The organism is Aeromonas sp. R4-2 (genome assembly GCF_040908295.1).
GTDB classification, from domain to species: domain Bacteria; phylum Pseudomonadota; class Gammaproteobacteria; order Enterobacterales; family Aeromonadaceae; genus Aeromonas; species Aeromonas veronii.
Map to the genome: position 1 here is coordinate 374,885 of NZ_JBFODL010000014.1, position 17,093 is coordinate 391,977.

Annotated in this window: 13 protein-coding genes; 5 read left to right on the forward strand and 8 right to left on the reverse strand. The window is 61.9% G+C overall.

What is annotated here, in order from left to right; translation table 11 throughout:
* The first annotated feature begins 63 nt into the window (after window positions 1–63).
* A complete protein-coding gene (locus AB5Y99_RS12250) occupies window positions 64–2,196 on the forward strand; it encodes a lysine decarboxylase CadA (RefSeq protein ID WP_368209790.1) in 2,133 nt (710 codons plus the stop codon).
* A 93-nt stretch (window positions 2,197–2,289) separates the two neighbouring features.
* Window positions 2,290–3,150, forward strand: a complete 861-nt coding sequence (pdxY, locus tag AB5Y99_RS12255; RefSeq protein WP_323890866.1) for a pyridoxal kinase PdxY — start codon at window positions 2,290–2,292, stop codon at window positions 3,148–3,150.
* 76 nt (window positions 3,151–3,226) lie between these two features.
* Here the strand turns inward: pdxY and AB5Y99_RS12260 are convergent, their stop codons facing one another.
* A complete protein-coding gene (locus tag AB5Y99_RS12260) occupies window positions 3,227–3,670 on the reverse strand; it encodes a PliI family lysozyme inhibitor of I-type lysozyme (protein ID WP_005338483.1) in 444 nt (147 codons plus the stop codon).
* A gap of 58 nt (window positions 3,671–3,728) precedes the next feature.
* Entirely contained in the window at window positions 3,729–5,762 is a 2,034-nt protein-coding gene (locus AB5Y99_RS12265) for a M13-type metalloendopeptidase (protein ID WP_323890869.1), read from the reverse strand.
* 180 nt (window positions 5,763–5,942) lie between these two features.
* Between AB5Y99_RS12265 and tilS the strand changes: the two genes are divergently transcribed.
* The gene (tilS, locus tag AB5Y99_RS12270) at window positions 5,943–7,301 is read left to right on the forward strand and encodes a tRNA lysidine(34) synthetase TilS (protein WP_323890871.1); all 1,359 of its coding nucleotides are present in this window, start codon (window positions 5,943–5,945) and stop codon (window positions 7,299–7,301) included.
* Between the two features lie 89 nt (window positions 7,302–7,390).
* Here tilS and AB5Y99_RS12275 read toward each other — a convergent pair whose 3' ends face one another.
* A complete protein-coding gene (locus tag AB5Y99_RS12275) occupies window positions 7,391–8,293 on the reverse strand; it encodes a GGDEF domain-containing protein (protein WP_201947425.1) in 903 nt (300 codons plus the stop codon).
* A gap of 118 nt (window positions 8,294–8,411) precedes the next feature.
* On the opposite strand from AB5Y99_RS12275, the gene AB5Y99_RS12280 reads away from it, so the two are divergent.
* A complete protein-coding gene (locus tag AB5Y99_RS12280; protein WP_323890873.1) occupies window positions 8,412–10,364 on the forward strand; it encodes a cation:proton antiporter in 1,953 nt (650 codons plus the stop codon).
* Between the two features lie 28 nt (window positions 10,365–10,392).
* On the opposite strand, the gene AB5Y99_RS12285 is transcribed toward AB5Y99_RS12280, so the two are convergent.
* The 4 genes from AB5Y99_RS12285 to AB5Y99_RS12300 all read right to left on the reverse strand — a co-directional run bounded on the left by AB5Y99_RS12285 (window position 10,393) and on the right by AB5Y99_RS12300 (window position 13,966).
* Complete coding sequence (locus AB5Y99_RS12285; protein WP_323890875.1) at window positions 10,393–11,538, reverse strand: patatin-like phospholipase family protein; 1,146 nt, start codon at window positions 11,536–11,538, stop codon at window positions 10,393–10,395.
* Window positions 11,539–11,650: 112 nt separating this feature from the next.
* Entirely contained in the window at window positions 11,651–12,529 is an 879-nt protein-coding gene (locus AB5Y99_RS12290; RefSeq protein ID WP_113738955.1) for an alpha/beta hydrolase, read from the reverse strand.
* Between the two features lie 82 nt (window positions 12,530–12,611).
* Entirely contained in the window at window positions 12,612–13,208 is a 597-nt protein-coding gene (locus AB5Y99_RS12295; RefSeq protein WP_113738954.1) for a TetR/AcrR family transcriptional regulator, read from the reverse strand.
* A gap of 113 nt (window positions 13,209–13,321) precedes the next feature.
* Window positions 13,322–13,966, reverse strand: coding sequence for a response regulator transcription factor (locus AB5Y99_RS12300; RefSeq protein ID WP_113738953.1), 645 nt, complete (start codon window positions 13,964–13,966; stop codon window positions 13,322–13,324).
* A gap of 171 nt (window positions 13,967–14,137) precedes the next feature.
* On the opposite strand from AB5Y99_RS12300, the gene AB5Y99_RS12305 reads away from it, so the two are divergent.
* Entirely contained in the window at window positions 14,138–14,764 is a 627-nt protein-coding gene (locus AB5Y99_RS12305; RefSeq protein ID WP_113738952.1) for a glutathione S-transferase, read from the forward strand.
* 75 nt (window positions 14,765–14,839) lie between these two features.
* On the opposite strand, the gene AB5Y99_RS12310 is transcribed toward AB5Y99_RS12305, so the two are convergent.
* The gene (locus AB5Y99_RS12310; protein ID WP_323890879.1) at window positions 14,840–16,951 is read right to left on the reverse strand and encodes an alpha-amylase; all 2,112 of its coding nucleotides are present in this window, start codon (window positions 16,949–16,951) and stop codon (window positions 14,840–14,842) included.
* Between the last annotated feature and the right edge of the window lie 142 nt (window positions 16,952–17,093).

Here is a 17,093-nt window from a genome sequence, read left to right on the forward strand (position 1 = left end):
TTCCGAGCGCTCTTCACTCACCATCCCTGATGGAGAGCGCCCCTTTACGTGTGGAGCATTACGATGAATATCATTGCCATCCTCAACCACCTGGGCGTTTTCTTTAAAGAAGAACCCATTCGCCAGCTGCAAGCCTCCCTCGAGCGCAAGGGTTTCGAGGTTGTTTATCCGGTCGATGTGGCCGACCTGCTGAAACTGATTGAGAAGAACCCCCGCGTTTGCGGCGCCATCTTCGACTGGGACAAATACTCTCTGGGCCTGTGCAAGGAGATCCACGATCGCAACGAGAAGCTGCCGATCTTCGCCTTCGCCAACGACCAGTCCACCCTGGACATTCACCTGACCGACCTGCGTCTGAACGTGCACTTCTTCGAGTACCGTCTCGGCATGGCCGACGACATCGCCCTCAAGATGGGTCAGGCCACTCAGGAGTATCAGGACGCCATCCTGCCGCCCTTCACCAAGGCGCTGTTCAAGTACGTGGAAGAGGGTAAATACACCTTCTGTACTCCGGGTCACATGGGCGGTACCGCCTTCCAGATGAGCCCGGCCGGCAGCATCTTCTATGACTTCTACGGTCCGAACGCCTTCAAGGCTGATGTATCCATCTCCATGCCGGAGCTGGGCTCCCTGCTGGATCACTCTGGTCCGCACAAGGAAGCCGAAGAGTACATCGCCCGTACTTTCAACGCCGATCGCTCCTATATCGTTACTAACGGCACCTCCACTGCCAACAAGATCGTCGGCATGTTCTCCGCACCGGCTGGCAGCACTGTGCTGGTTGACCGCAACTGCCACAAGTCGCTCACTCACCTGATGATGATGAACGACGTGACGCCGATCTACTTCCGTCCGACCCGCAACGCCTACGGCATTCTGGGCGGTATCCCGCAGAGCGAATTCAGCCGCGACACCATCGCTGCCAAGGTCGCCGCGACACCGGGTGCCCAGGCTCCCCGTTACGCCGTCGTCACCAACTCCACCTATGATGGCCTGCTCTACAACACCGGCTTCATCAAGGAGAGTCTGGATACCCCTTACATCCACTTTGACAGTGCCTGGGTGCCTTACACCAACTTCAGCCCGATCTATGAAGGCAAGTGCGGCATGAGCGGCGAAGCCATGCCGGGCAAGGTGTTCTATGAAACCCAGTCCACCCACAAGCTGCTGGCGGCCTTCTCCCAGGCCTCGATGATCCACATCAAGGGTGACGTGGAGGAAGAGACCTTCAACGAAGCCTTCATGATGCACACCTCTACCTCGCCGCAGTACGGCATCGTGGCATCGACCGAGATCTCCGCTGCCATGATGCGTGGCAACACCGGCAAGCGTCTGATCAAGGACTCCATCGATCGCGCCATCTCCTTCCGCAAAGAGATCAAGCGTCTGCGTGATCAGAGCGAAGGCTGGTTCTTCGACGTATGGCAGCCGGACAGCATCGACACCGTCGAGTGCTGGAAGCTGGATCCGAAAGATGACTGGCACGGCTTCAAGGACATCGATGACAACCACATGTACCTGGATCCGATCAAGGTCACCCTGCTGACCCCAGGTATGGGTCGTGACGGTCAGCTGCTGGAGAAGGGCATCCCTGCCTCTCTGGTCTCCAAGTTCCTGGACGAGCGCGGCATCGTGGTCGAGAAGACCGGTCCTTACAACATGCTGTTCCTCTTCTCTATCGGTATCGATCAGTCCAAGGCGATGCAGCTGCTGCGCGCCCTGACCGAGTTCAAACGTGGTTACGATCTGAACCTGACCATCAAGAACATACTGCCGAGCCTCTATCGTGAAGATCCGAGCTTCTACGAAGGGATGCGCATTCAGGAGCTGGCCCAGAGCATCCACGATCTGACCTGCAAATACCGTCTGCCGGAGCTGATGTTCAAGGCGTTCGATGTGCTGCCGGAGATGAAGATGACCCCGCATGCTGCATGGCAGCAAGAGCTTGCGGGCAATCTGGAAGAGGTGCCGTTGCGTGACATGGTTGACCGCATCAGCGCCAACATGATCCTGCCGTACCCGCCGGGAGTTCCGTTGGTACTGCCGGGCGAGATGGTGACCCAGGATTCTCTGCCGGTGCTCGAGTTCCTCGAGATGCTGTGCGAGATCGGTGCCCACTACCCGGGCTTCGAGACCGACATCCACGGCCTCTATCGTCAGGCCGATGGCAGCTACACCGTCAAGGTGCTGCGTTAATCGACAGTGACAACAGTCGAAAGTGACAACAACGGGCCGCAAGGCCCGTTTTTCCCTCCGGAATTCCTGTTCTTATTGCGTGAGTCGCCAATCATGAAGCGAGTGCTCTCCATTCAATCCCACGTAGTCTTTGGCTGTGCCGGCAACAGCGCCGCCGTTTTTCCCATGCGTCGCCTCGGGATCGAGGTGTGGCCGATGAACACGGTGCAGTTCTCCAACCACACCCAATACCGCGAAGGCTGGCAGGGGATGGTGATGCCCGGCGGCCATATCCGTCAGCTGGTAAACGGCCTGGCGGAGATCGGCGTGCTGGCCGAGTGCGACGCGCTGCTGAGCGGCTACCTCGGCTCGGCCGAACAGGGGGAGGAGATCCTGGCGGCGGTGGCCCGGCTCAAGGCGCTCAATCCGGCCGCCCTCTATTTTTGTGACCCCGTGATGGGTCACCCCGACAAGGGGTGCATAGTGGCACCCGGCGTCGCCGATTTTCTGAAAAACCGGGCACTGGCCTGCGCCGATATGCTGGCCCCCAATCTGCTGGAGCTGGAACAGCTCACCGGCCGCGATATCCGCAATGTGCCGGAGGCCATCGAGGCGTGCCAGCAGCTGCGCGCGCAAGGGGTCAAGCTGGTGATGGTCAAGCATCTGGGCAAGGCCGGCTTTGCCATGGACCGCTTCGAGATGCTGCTGGTGTGCGAGGAGGGGACTTTTCACCTTTCCCGCCCGCTCTACCCTTTTGCTCGCCACCCCATCGGGGTGGGGGATCTGCTGAGCGCCACCATGCTGGCCAATCTGCTGGCCGGTTGTACCCCGGTAGCGGCGTTCGAGCTTACCAATGCCAGCGTGGATGCGGTACTGGCCCAGACCTGGCTGGCGGGGGCTTACGAGCTGCAACTGGTGGCGGCCCAGCACGAGATGGCGCTGCCGCAGGTCTCCATTCGGGCGACCCGCCTCTGAGCTGTTTGCGCCAACAGCAAAAACAACAAAGCCCTGATCATCAGGGCTTTTTATATTTCAGAATCCGGGAGCGGGCTTAGTCTTGCGGGCTTTTGAGCGCCTTGACCACATCCTCTTTGGGCTCCAGCTCCTTGACCTGATTGAAGATCTCCAGCTCCCCTTGCGGGCTGACGGTGTAGGCATCGGCATCCTGATAGCTGCCGCTACCGGCGCTCTCGATGATGACCACCAGCTCGGGCTGTTTGTCGCCATTCAAATCGACCAGCTTCAGCTCCCGGATAAAGCCGTTGCGGGCCATCACCTTGCCATCCTGAAACTCATCCAGTGGAAATTGGGCGTTTTGACCCGAATAGAGCCGCACGTCATAGCTGCCGATTGAGGCGGGCTCACCTGCCCCCTGCGCCACCCGGATCACCTGCCCGGAGGGGAGGGTCAGTTGCTTGCTAAATCCCTCTTCGGCTTGTGCTTGTGCCGCCAGCGGCAGGGTCAGCAGCCCTGCCATCATCAATGCTCTGTTCATCTTGCAACCTCTTGCTGTCTGTTGAGTGCGGGCACCCGGGGAGCCCGCCGTGATGCTGTTACCAGATCTTTACCCGTTTCTGGGGCGGCAGATAGAGCTTGTCACTCGGCTGGATGTTGAATGCCTCGTAGAAGGCGGGAATGTTCGGCACCACCCCGTTGACCCGGTACTCGGGCGGCGAGTGGGGGTCGGAGCGCAACAACATCTGCATCAGCTCGGGACGATACATCCCTTTCCACACCTGCGCCCAGCCGAGGAAGAAGCGCTGTTCGCCGGTAAAGCCATCCAGCACCGGCGCCTCCTTGCCATCCAGTGACAGCTCATAGGCCTTGTGGGCGATGGTGAGACCACCCAGATCACCGATGTTCTCCCCCAGGGTAAACTGGCCGTTGACGAACTGGCCGTTGATGGGCTCGAAGCGGTTGTACTGGGCCACCAGACGGCTGGTGCGAAAGCGAAACTCCTTGAGATCCTGCGGTGTCCACCAGTCGCGCATCATGCCGTCGCCGTCGGATTTGGCCCCCTGATCATCAAAACCGTGGCCCATCTCGTGACCAATGACCCCGCCGATGGCGCCGTAGTTGACAGCGTCATCCGCCGTCATGTCGAAGAAGGGGGGCTGCAAAATGGCCGCAGGGAAGACGATCTCGTTGTTGCTCGGGTTGTAGTAGGCGTTCACCGTTTGCGGCGACATGTGCCACTCGTCCCGGTCGACCGGCTTGCCGAGGCGCGCCAGACTGTCTGCGTATTCAAAGGCTTGCGAGCGTTGCAGGTTGCCGACCAGATCATCCGGTTTGATGGTGATGGCGCTGTAATCCTTCCACTTGTCGGGGTAGCCGATCTTGGGGCGGAACTTGGCCAGCTTCTCGAGTGCCTGCGCCTTGGTCTCGGGCGACATCCAGTCGAGCTCCTTGATGCTCTGGCCGTAGGCGGTGCGCAGGTTCTCCACCAGCTGCTCCATCCGCTCTTTGGCCGCTGGCGGGAAGTAGCTGGCCACATAGAGCTGGCCGACCGCTTCACCCAGATGATCGTTCAGCACCCCGAGCGCCCGCTCCCAGCTGGCGCGCTGCTTGGGCGTGCCGCTCAATGTGGTGCCGTAGAAGGCAAAGTTGGCGCGGTCGGTCTCGCTGTCGAGATAGGGGGCGTAGTCGGTCAGCAGTTGCCACTTGAGGTAGGCCTGCCAATCGGCGATGGGGGTCTGGGCCATCACCTGATCCAACGCGCTCAGATAGGTCGGCTGGCCGATGATGAGATCCGGCTGACCAGCAATGCCCGCGGCGTTCAGATAGGCCTGCCAGTCGAGGTGGGGGGCGAGCCGTGCCAGTTCGCTGGCGGGGCGCTTGTTGTAGTTCTTCTCCCGATCCCGCAGGGCGACGTTGTCCCACTGGATGGTGGCGAGCCGGGTTTCGAGTGCCAGAATCCGCTTGGCCTTGCCGCTCGGGTCAGACTCACCGAGGCGGCTCAGCATGGCGGCGATATGCTGCTGGTACTTCTGGCGCAGGGCCTGACTCTCGGGATCCTGCTTAAGGTAGTAGTCCCGATCCGGCAGCCCCAGTCCCCCCTGATAGAGGTAGACCGCATAGCGGTCGGGGGACTTGGCATCGGCGTCGATCCAGATGCCGAACGGCGCGCCGCCGCCCATGCGGCCACTTTGGGCAAAGGCGCGGGCCAGCGCGGCCTGATCACCGATCCGGTCGATATCGGCCAGCGCCGGTGCCAGCGGGGTGAGCCCCTTGGCGTCACGGCCTGCCTGATCCAGATAGCTGGCGTAGAGATCGCGGATCTGCTGGGTCGGCGTGCCGGTGGCGGCCTCCTGCTTGGCCAGCCCCTCGACCAGCACCCGCACATCGGCGAGGGATTTGTCCCGCAGCATGTAGAAGGCGCCATCGGCGGGTCGATCGTCGGGGATCTTGGCGGTGGCGAGCCACTTGCCATTGACGTAGCGGAAGAAGTCATCGCCGGGTTTGACCTGGGTGTCCATATTGGCCAGCGCCAGCCCGGAGTGTTTGGGGGAGTCTTGCGGTGCCTGACTGCAGCCAGCCAGCAGTGCCAGTCCAATCAGGCCGGCCAGTAAGCTTTTCTTATTGTTCATCTTGTTTGATTCCAATTCGGATTGTTTGCTTCCCTGCCCATCTTCCTTGCTCCAACCGGTTGTGCGACCGCCTTGCGGCCAGCCTGGTGGAGAGGGCGGGCGAGCCTCACTCTAGCAGCAGGGTTGCAGCTTGATAAGCCCGACTCTGCTAAGATCGGCCGGTCCGTTTTGGGGAAGCCTATGATTTCTCATCTTTATTCTCGCTTTTGTCTGACTATGCCAGCGCCGGAAGGTTCCACCGGTCTGCTGGTGGCCTTCAGTGGCGGCCTCGACTCCACCCTGCTGCTGGTGCTGGCGGCGCAGTATGCCCGTGAGCACAGCCTGCCGCTTCGCGCCCTGCACGTGCACCACGGCCTCAGTCCCCATGCCGATGAGTGGGTCGCTCATTGTGAAGCCGTGTGTCAGCAATTGGCGGTGGAACTGCTGGTCGAGCGGGTAACACTGGCCCGTGGCAATGGCGAGAGTCTGGAGGCGCAGGCCCGCACAGCCCGTTACCAGCGGCTGACCGCACGGATGCGGGAGGGGGAGTGGCTGCTCACCGCCCACCATCAGGATGATCAGCTGGAGACTCTGCTGCTAGCCCTCAAGCGCGGCGCCGGTCTGCGCGGGCTGGCGGGGATCCTGCCAAGCCAGCCCTTTGCTGGCGGCCTGTTGCTGCGTCCGCTGCTCGATATGAGTCGCGCCGAGCTGGCCGAGGCGGCGGCGAGCCTCCCCTTTGGCTGGGTGGAGGATGAGAGCAATCAGGATGTGAGCTATGACCGCAACTTTTTGCGCCAGACGCTTATCCCCCAGCTCAAGGCGCGTTGGCCCGCCATGGCCCAGACCGCGGCGCGCAGCATGGCCCTGTGCGCCGAGGAGGAGGCGCTGTTGGAGGAGCTTGCCGAGAGCGACTGGCAGCTGGCGGGCGAGGGGGAGGCGCTCCATATCGGCCCGCTGCACGCCCTTTCACCTACCCGGCGCAACAATCTGCTGCGCTACTGGATCCGCCGTCAGGGAGGCGAGATGCCATCCCGTGAGCAGCTTGCCCGGCTGTGGCAGGAGGTAGCGTTGGCGCGCGGCGATGCCAATCCCCAGCTCAACTGGGGGCGCCAGAGCTGTCGCCGTTATCAGGAGCGACTCTATCTGGTGAGCCCTGACCTGCAACCCTGTCATCAGGTATTGCCGCTGACCGTGGGTGAGCCGCTGACCCTGCCGGACGGGTTGGGCGAGCTGGTGGTGCGCATGGCGGAGCACGGCGAGGATCTGCTGCGTCCCCCCCGAGCGGACGAGCCCCTCTCGGTGCGTTTTCAGGTGGCGCCCGGGATCCCCCTCAAACCGGTGGGGCGAAGCGGTAGTCGGCGGATGAAGAAGCTGCTGCAGGAGTATGGCGTGCCTTCGTGGCAGCGGGGGCGCATCCCCATCCTCTACTATGGCGAACAGGTGGCGGCGGTGGTGGGGCTCTTTGTCTGCGACGGTTTTATGGCACAGGGGGCCGGGCTGGTCTGTCACTGGCAGGGGGGCGGTGCAGTTCCGGTTCTACCCGAGCAGGATCTTGCCTGAGGTGATCTCGGTGTGAGGGAGGATTAGCCCCAAAAAAAGAAGCTCCGGTCACATGGCGCGCATGTGCCGGAGCAAAGAAGAGTTCGGGATTATTCGTTAGGGCTGGCCTTGCCTGCTTTCTTGCGGGCGTAGAGGTGACTGTCGGCCGCCTCGTAGAGGCTCGGCACATCGACCCCGGATTGCCAGCTGGCGGCACCAAGGCTGCATCCGACCGAGAAGGTGCTGAGCTCCTTGTTGGTCATCAACATATGCTGCAGTCGCAGCCAGACCGGGCGCCACGCCTCGGGTTCGGCCGGTTGCAGCAGCAGGGCAAATTCATCTCCCCCGAGCCGGAAGGCTTGATCCGTGCTGCGGATACACCCCTTGAGCAGCTGGGCGAAGCGGCTCAGCACCAGATCCCCCACCGGATGGCCCCAGGTATCATTGATCTGCTTGAAGCGATCGAGATCCAGCAGCACCAGCACCAGACCGTGGGGCTCGCGGCTGTGCTGCTCGATGGCGCGACCGATAGCCTCGTCAAAGTAGGAGCGGTTGCCAAGGCCGGTCAGGTGATCGAGCCGGACCAGCAGATCCAGTTTTTCCAGCCGCAGATAGAGGGGCAGCAGCAGGCAGAGCAGCTGATGGTATTGCATCAGTACCCGTTGCTGGCTGCCGCTCAGCGGATGTTCCAGCTCGTAGTGGAGCTGGCCGAGCAGCTGGCCATGTTGACCGCGCAGCTCGAACGGATAGTTGTGCAGGTTGAGGGTGGCCAGCGGCGGGTGCTGGATCAGCACATGGGGCTGGCCACAATCGAGGTAGAGACCGTGGATCCTGACAATTCTTGCCGCACGATCGGCAAAAGTTGTCAGCAGACCGCCGAGATCGCTCTGCCCCAACAACTGCTCGAGCAACTGGTTGCGCTCAACGCTGGGCAACGGCGTGAGCCGCTCCATCTGGCGAACCCACTGCTCGATGCCATGGCTAAAGCCATTAAGTGACGACGTATTTTCCATGGTCTTCCACCTGTAACACCTGACTACTGTCTCCTCCCTGCAATTGGCATGCCCAATATATCTTTCCTGCCCGCCAGATCGGCTGACTAAGCTTAAGTCGATAAAAGGAGAGGGAAATTTGTACACCGACCTGTTGATCCTGCTGTTCGCCGCCGTTCTGCTGGTGGCAACTTTCCGGCGCCTCGGCTTGCCGGTCATCCTCGCCTACCTGATTGCCGGCGTCTTGCTCGGCCCCCACGGGCTGGCGGTGATCACCGGCCAGTCGATCATGCAGACCATTGCCGAGCTCGGGATTGTCTTTCTGATGTTCTCGCTGGGGCTGGAGTTCTCCCTGCCGAAATTGCTGGCGATGCGCCGATTGGTGCTGGGGGTCGGGATGTTGCAGGTGCTGCTCACCTCGTTGCTCTTCTTCGCCATCTGCTGGTGGTGGGGGCTGGGTCTGGCCCAGTCGCTGGTGGTGGCGGGAACGTTGGCACTCTCCTCGACGGCGGTGGTGATCAAGCAGCTCGGCGAGCAGAAGCAGCTCCATACCCGCCGCGCCCAGCTGGGGGTGAGCGTGCTGCTGTTTCAGGATCTGGCGGTGGTGCCCCTGCTGGTGATGATCCCCATCCTCGCCCAGCCGGAAGTGCAGGGGAGCGCTTTGGCCGCCGAGATCGCCTGGGCCACCCTCAAGGGGCTGTTTGCCCTCTTCACTCTGCTGGCGGTCGGTAAGTGGTTGCTGCCGCTGCTGTTTCACGAGGTGGCGCGGGCCCGCTCCGACGAGCTGTTTGTACTGAGTGCCCTGCTTGTGGCGCTGCTGGCTGCCTACATGACCCATTCGCTGGGGCTGTCGATGGCGCTGGGGGCGTTTCTGGCGGGGATGATGCTGGGGGAGTCCCACTACCGTCATCAGCTGGAGGTAGACATCAAGCCCTTTCGCGATGTGCTGATGGGGCTCTTCTTTATCACCATCGGCATGGCCATGGAGTGGGAGCTGGTGGCGCGGGCATGGTGGCAGGTACTGATCTGCGTGGTGCTGCTGGTGCTGTGCAAATCCCTGCTGGTACTGCTGGCCGGGCGGCTGATGGGGGAGCGCAAGCGCGACAGCATGGCCGCCGGCATCATGCTCAGTCAGGTGGGGGAGTTTGGCTTCGTGCTGCTGGCGCTGGCACTGCACCACGGCCTGCTGGATCAGCAACAGGTCTCCCTGCTCATCGGCATCGGCATCATCTCCATCGCCATGACCCCCTGGCTGGTGACCCAGGCCCATTCGCTGGCCCGCAGCCTGACCGATCCGGCGTTGCTGACCCGCTCCGAAGTCGCCCAGTCGGGCCTGAGCAAAAACCAGCATGTCATCATCGCCGGGTTTGGCCGGGCCGGGCAGACCTGTGCCCGTTTCCTCAAAATCGAAGAGATCCCCTTTCTGGCCCTCGATCTCGACCCCGAGCGGGTGAGCGAGGCCAAGCTGGCGGGGGAGCAGGTGGCCTTCGGCGATGCCAGCCGCCGCGATATTCTGCTGGCCGCCGGTCTGCTGCGGGCACGGCTGGTGATCATCACCTTCGATGACCGCAAGCGGGTGGAGGCGATGCTGGCACTGATCCGCGAACTGGCGGGGGATCTCAAGGTGCTGGTGCGTACCCGGGATGACAGTTTTCTGGAGCAGTACAAGCAGGCGGGGGCATTTGAGGTGATCCCTGAATCCCAGGAGGGGGCCCTGATGCTGGTCTCCCACCTGCTGCTCAACTGCGATATTCCCATTGGCCGGGTGATCCGCCGGATGGAGCTCGAGCGCAGCAGCCAGTATCGCTTTCTGCACGGCTTTTACTGGGGGGATCAGAGCGCCAGCAATCTGGAAGCGGATCAGCTGCTCGAACGCCTCCATCCGCTGTTGCTGCACGATCAGGCGTGGGCGGTAGGCCGTGAAGTGCGCGAGTTGCCGCTCGATGAGGTGCGGATCAAGGAGGTGCAGCGCGGGGATCAGAGTCTGGAACCCAGACCCGAGCTGGTGCTGGCGGCTGGCGATCGGCTGATCCTGTTTGGTACCGTGGTGGCGATGGAGCAGGCGGAGCAGCGTTTGCTGGAGGGGCGCTGAGTCCCCTTGCACTCATCGGCCGCGTCCTTTACTCCCGCTCTTTTGGTAGCCCTTCGATATCGAGGAAGGCGACGACCCGCTCCCACTCCCTCAGGGTGTCCTGATAGCCCAGCTTGATCAGCTGTTGGCAGTAACCTGGATAGAACATCAGAAAGCTCGCCAGACTGCTGGTCTCATCCCCCTTCACGCCCAACACCCGCAACAGCCGGCGCAACTTTAGCGGCAGTTTGCGCAGGTAGGCCAGTGCGATGGTGTCGAGATCCTGACTCGGTTTCAGCACGCAGGTCTCCACCCGCTTCAGCTTTAGGCGGTTGCGCTCCCGCTCAGGGATAAGATCCAGAGTCTGGTTGATGCGCCACAGCCGCTCCAGATCGGAGTTGAGGGTGTCGGTAAAGACCGTATCGAGCAGATGGCTGGCGATATTGGAGCTGGTGAGATGACCGTGATGATGGGTCGGCGCCGAGTGGGCTGGCGGATCCAGGGTGATCAGCAGGATCCGCTCCGCCCCCAGATGGATGGCGGGGCTGAGCGGGCTCAGCTGGTGGATGGAGCCGTCGCCGTAGAATTTCTCGCCGATCCGGGTGGCCGGAAAGACAAAGGGCAACGCCGAGGAGGCGAGCAGGTGCTCCGATGTAAGCACGGTGCGTACCCCGCGCCGTCTGGCCCGCTCCCACGGATGGTGGTCGGCCCGCCCCTGAAAGAAGGTGGTGGAGAGACCGTCGTCGTAATCCGATGCCGTGATGGCCAGCGCCTCCAGACTGCCGTAGAGGATGTTGTCATCGATGCGGTGATAGTCGATGAGCTGATCCAGCAGGCGGTGCAGCGGCGCGTTGTCAAAGAGGTGAAAGGCGTGGTTGGTGTGGGGGTTGATCAGCCCCGCCGACCCCTCGTACATCAGCCGCCACAGCAGGCGACCGGGATGAAAATCGAAGATGTGGTGAGTCTCGAAGCGGCGCCATACCCACTCCAGCTTGCGCACCCCCAGATGGAAGCAGGAGGCGTAGCAGGCCAGCGCGGTGACATTGATGGCCCCCGCCGAGGTGCCACACAGGATGGGAAAAGGGATGCCGAGATTGCGCGGGTAGAGCTCCGCAATCGCTTTGAGGGCTCCGACCTGATAGGCGGCGCGAGCACCGCCACCGGTGAGCAACAATGCTGTATTGGGTCTGGCCATATGCTGGCGCCTTATCGTGTTCTGACAAGAATGTTCCCACTGACAAATTAACTATAAGGCGCTGTATCAAATATAAAAACGGGCGCTTGCCCGTTTTTTTCATGGCCCCATGTCAAAGGGCGCGGTGAGGATTTTCCGGTCGCGCCAGCTGATCGAAGGCGGCGAATACCGGGGCGCTGGCGAGGATGCGACCGTGGCCCAGTCCCCGGGTGCTCACCAGCCGGGTATGACCATCCTGACTGGCCCGCAAGGAATCGCCGTGCGGTGCAAATCTGTCCTCCTCGTCGTGCACGATCATCGCCGCGCCGCTGCGACTGGCGAGCCGCCCCAGCGGATCGACCGTGCTCAAGGGGTGCTGGTACTCTTGCTCAATCTCCTTGACCACCGCATCGAACAACCGGATGGAGTAGCCGGAGCGTGCCACCATGCCGTAGAGCTGGGGCACATAGTCGAGCACCGGTGAAATCAACAGCAGCGGCAGGGTATCGATACCCGGCTGACGGCTGGAGAGAGTGACGGCGCCTCCCATGCTGTGGGCGATGACCCCGTGCAGCGGGCCTGCTTCGCTGGCCAGCTTGGTCGCCAGCTCGTCGAAGGCGCGTACGAAGCGGGGCAGGTGGCCAGTGTTGCCTGCGCTCTGGCCGTGGGCCGGATGATCGTAGGCAATGGCGGTGAAACCCTGCGCGGCGATATGGCTCATCAGCGGATAGAACTGGCTGGCGCTGCCGGACCAGCCGTGCATCAGCAGCCACAGCGGCCCCTGACCGAGCCGATAGCTCATCAATACCCCTTCGCTGGTATGGACGGCCTGCTTCACCAGACCGGCTGGTTCGTGGCCACCGCGCTGGTTGCGCTGGGGGGTGAGCAGCAACTTGCTGGCGGTGCGCTTGGCATGGGTGGGGGCGAGTCTGTGGTGCAACCGGGTGCCGATCCCCAGCAGCCATTTGCTCGGGCTGAAGCGGCGGGTGTTGAAGTAGATCTTGCTGCTCATGGTCATCCTGTGGTTTTTATGTGCGAACGGTCGTGCTTTTTTGTCGGTTTTTAAAAAGTCGTGTTGAACGGATGCTAAAACATCAGCGCCAGCTGGCGAGCAGAGCATCCACTTCGGGCCAGAAGTGGCGAGCCGGATCCTGACACAGTTCGAGATCGTTGAACACCTGATCCGCCAGATAGAGGCCATAGAGGCGATAAACGGCGCGCCAGGGATCCATCTCGCGTCGCCACTCGCCTGCGGCCTGACCCTGCACCACCTGACGGGCCAGATAGTCGAGCCAGAAGCGCACCAGTTGCCGGGCGGCTTGCTGCACCTGGCTCTTTTGCTCATGGCCATCCTGCACCGAGGTCCAGGCGTCGAGGAACATGCAGCGTCCGGCGAAGCAGTGGTTCCAAGCCTGCCAGGCACGCAGCAGGGCGATCAGCTTGTCGTGCTGGCTCTGGTGCTCCTGCTGGCGTACCGGCTGGATCACCCGCAGCCGGAACACCTCGGCGGCGTACTCCAGCACGGCTATCTGCAGATTGTCTCGGGATTGAAAGTGGGCAAACAGGCCGCTTTTGGACATCTCGCAGGCGCTGGCCAGCGAGCCGATGGTCAGGCTCTCCAGCCCTTGCTGGCTCGCTTGCTCAAAGGCTGTCTGTAAAATGTTTTCCCGGGTCAGGCGCCCCTTGCTCATCACGATCTCCTCATGGCTGGTGGCAGCATAAAGTACGATCGTGCTAATTGTCGAGCAACAAATAGTCAGCATGGCTGGCTATCTCATCTGGCCTGTGTCGCCGCGTTCGGGGCTCAGCTCTCCTTGATATCGAGCTGTTGCAGGGCGATAACCGCCTGAGTGCGGTTCTTGACGCCCAGTTTTCTGAAGATGGCGGTGATATGGGCCTTGATGGTGGCCTCGGAGACGTTGAGCTCCCAGGCGATCTGCTTGTTGAGGCTGCCATCACGCAGCATGATCAGCACCTTGTATTGCTGGGGGGTGAGGCTGGCCAGCTTGCTGGCGAAATCGGGGCCGTCTTCCGATTCAGGATGTAGCGAGATGCCTTCCGGCACCCAGTTATCCCCCCCGATCACCGTATTGAGGGCATTGACCAACTCCTTCATCGGTACCGATTTGGGAATGAAGCCGAGCGCCCCGAGCCGCAATACCTGCTGGATGATGGCCGCATCTTCCGAGGCGGAGACCACCACGATGGGCAGGTCGGGATACTGGCCGCGCAGGTGGGCCAGCCCCTCGAAGCCATTGGCCCCCGGCATCTTGAGATCGAGCAGCAACAGGTCAACTTCGGGGTGCTCGCCGAGCAGGTTGGTCAGGCTGTCGATGGAGTCCGCTTCCAGCAATTGAGCGTCGTTGATGGCCATGTGCACCGCTTGGTAAAGGGCGCCCCGAAACAGGGGGTGGTCATCTGCGATGACGATGGTAAATTGGTTGTCCATATTTCGGTTAATGGCTCACATTGTTGCTAACTGATTGTTTTGAAAAATCAAACTAGCATCGCTCACCAAGAGGGTCAAACCCGCCGGTGTGCAAATGTGAAGCGACCATCGGATGTTTTGCCATCAAGGGCAGACCGGCCGGTCGCAGGCGACTCATGCAGGAGGCAACAGATGGGTTCCTTGGTATTGGCGGTGGGCACCGGCTCCACCTGGGCGATGCGGGCGGCACTGGTGCTCGCCATGAGCGGGCTGACGTGGCAGGAGCAGGTGTTCGATCTGGAGGATGCCAAGTCGCTGGCGCGGCTCAAGCGGCTGGCACCGGCCGGTCTGGTGCCCTGGCTCGAACACGACGGCGTGCGGGTTCACGACTCGCTGGCCATCGCCGAATATGTTCACGAGCTCTGTCCCGACCGCCAGCTCTATCCGGTTTTGCTGGCCGAGCGGGCACTGGCTCGCAGCCTCTGCGCCGAGTTGCACGCGGGATTTCGGCAGATCCGTTCTCTGCTCCCCTTCTTTCTCGGTGCTCCCACCCGCAGCGAGCCGCCGGTTGAGGCGGTGGGCGAGCTGGCCCGTTTGCAGGAGGTCTGGTCGCAGGCGCGGGGCCCCTTCTACTTTGGCGAGGCGGGTATTGTCGATGCCTTCTATGCCGTGATGGCCTATCGGCTGGCCAGCTACGGCATCCTGTTGCCCGGTCAGGCCGGAGCCTATCAGCAGGCGCTGCTCTCTTGGCCTCTGTGGCAGGAGACCCTGCTCAAGGCGCGGTTGCAGTGGCCGGTGGCGGCGTGCCAGTCACAGTGAGCCTTGGCAGATAGATAAACGAGAGAGGGGAGCCAGTGGCTCCCCTCTCTGTTGCTGGTGAAGGTGGCTTCGGGGTTACTGCTGCCGACCGGCAAAGACCACCACTACCTTGTCATCCCTCTTCTCCCGCACGAAGGCGTAGGGGGCATCCGAGAGTTTCTGGTGACTGCCTGCCGCAATGGCCGGATGGGCGGCGCGGAACTGGCCCAGTTGCTGCCAGTGCTTGACCAGCTCGGCCTTGTCTCCGCTGGCCAGCTCCTGCCAGTTCATATCCGAGCGCAACGCCTGATCGAACACTCCGCCATCCTTGGCAAGCCCCCGGCCGGACTCGTCGCCGTAGTAGAGCTGGATGCCGCCCGGCAACAGCATAAAGCTGTTGGCGACCCGGCGCTGTAGCGGCACATCCTGATAGTCTCCAAAGAACAGCTTGGTGTCGTGGGAGCTGATGTAGCTCAGCACGTTGAACTCGGGATCCTGATTGATACGGCTGGCGTAGCTGGCATAGGTGGGCTCGGCGCTGGCCATGCACTGGGCCTGTGACAGGGCGAACTCACGCTGATAGTCGAAGTTGATCAGGGAATCGAAGCCGTTCTGATACCAGAAATCCTTGGCTACCCCGTGATCCCACACCTCGCCCACCATGTAGAAGGGCAGATCGTCGAGGGCCTTGCCCGGGTTGGCAGTCTTCCACTCCTTGAGTGCAGCACTGCCCGCCTGCTTGAGCTTGGCCCACACTTCGGGCTCCAGATGCTTGACGGTGTCGGCGCGGAAGCCGTCGATGCCAAAGCGGCGCACCCAGTCGGTGTGCCAGGCGATCAGGTAGTCGCTCACAGTAGCGTCGGGCAGCGCCTTGGCGAGGGTATCCTTTTTCGCGGCCAGCAATGGCGGCAGCCCTACCGGTTTGGCCGATTCGGTCAGAAAGTCCGGTAGCCCCGCCACCGAGCCGGTGACATCGTCGGTGCCGGGCTGCGGGTAGCCGGGCAGACCGGCGCGCACCCAGTCACCACTCCACCACTTGTTCCACGCGGGTGATTGATAGTCGATGAACTGGTTGTAACCATGCCAGTTGAGGCCACCGCTCGGACGCCACTGGTTCCAGACGGTCGGCAGTTTGCTGCTGTTCTGAGTTAGCTCGGTGAGCCCCAAATCCTGCAAGTCGGCGAGGGTGGCGTAACCAGCATGGTTCATCACCACGTCGAGGATGATCCGCATGCCGCGCTTGTGGGCCTCATCCACCAGGGTTTTCAGACTCTCCTCGTCGCCGTAGTTGGGGTCAATCTTGGTGAAGTCGAGCGCCCAGTAGCCGTGGTAGGCATAGAAGGGGAAATTGCCCTGCTCGCCGCCACCAATGAAGCCGTGAACCTGCTCCACCATGGGGGTGATCCAGATGGCGTTCATGCCGAGGCTCTTGATGTAGTCGAGCTTCTCGGTCAGCCCCTTGAAGTCACCGCCATGCCAGGTGGCTACCTCATCCTGACCATCCTTCTGGCGGCCGAAGCTGTGGTCGTTGGCGGGGTCGCCGTTGTTGAAGCGATCGGTCAGCAGAAAATAGACGCTCGCCTGATCCCAGCTGAACGGTGCTGGCTTGGCTGCCTTGACCGGCTCGAGCAGCAGCAGGCCTCCGCTCTCTTTGCTCGGGGTCAGGGTCAGCTTGCCCTGTTTGACCACCGCCTCCTGTTTCGAGTAGGCATCCCGCAGTCGGGTGCCGTCGGGCCAGACCCCTTTGAGCGACACAGTGACCGGGCCGCCATCCCAGCTGATGCAGGGCTCTTGTGGTGGCTGGCGCTTGAACTCGCTCTTCTTGGTCGCCCGTAGCACCTTGAGGCTGGGGGTATCCGGGTTGAAGGTGAACTGATACTCCCCGGCCAGCATCACCCGCAGGGTAAAGCTCTGATCCTTGCTGCATTTGTCCATGGGCTGGGCGGTGCCGAAGGGGAGCTGCTTGCTCTCGCTCGGGCCAAAGCTGGTGCCGCAACTGTTGCCTGCGTCGCTGATGCGGATCTGGTGGCTCCCCTTGGCAAGGGGATGGGTCAGCTCCACCGTGCCCTTGTCCAGTGCGATCGGAGTCGCCACCGGCTGACCATCCACATAGAGGTGAACCTCGGGGGCGGCCATCGCCTGTGGGGTGAACAGAGGGGCGGCCAGCAGGGCAAGCCAGAGGGGGGATAAGTGATGAGCACGACGCATAAGCCATTCCTTGAGCAGGGCAGTTCGGACAAGGGCCCATTCTAGGAGCAGCAAAGCGCGCCTTGGATCGGCAAAATGCCGATTTGTGACTTCAGTTCAAATGGTTACGTTTTCAAGCCGAGGAAAGTGTGACGGAGAGGAG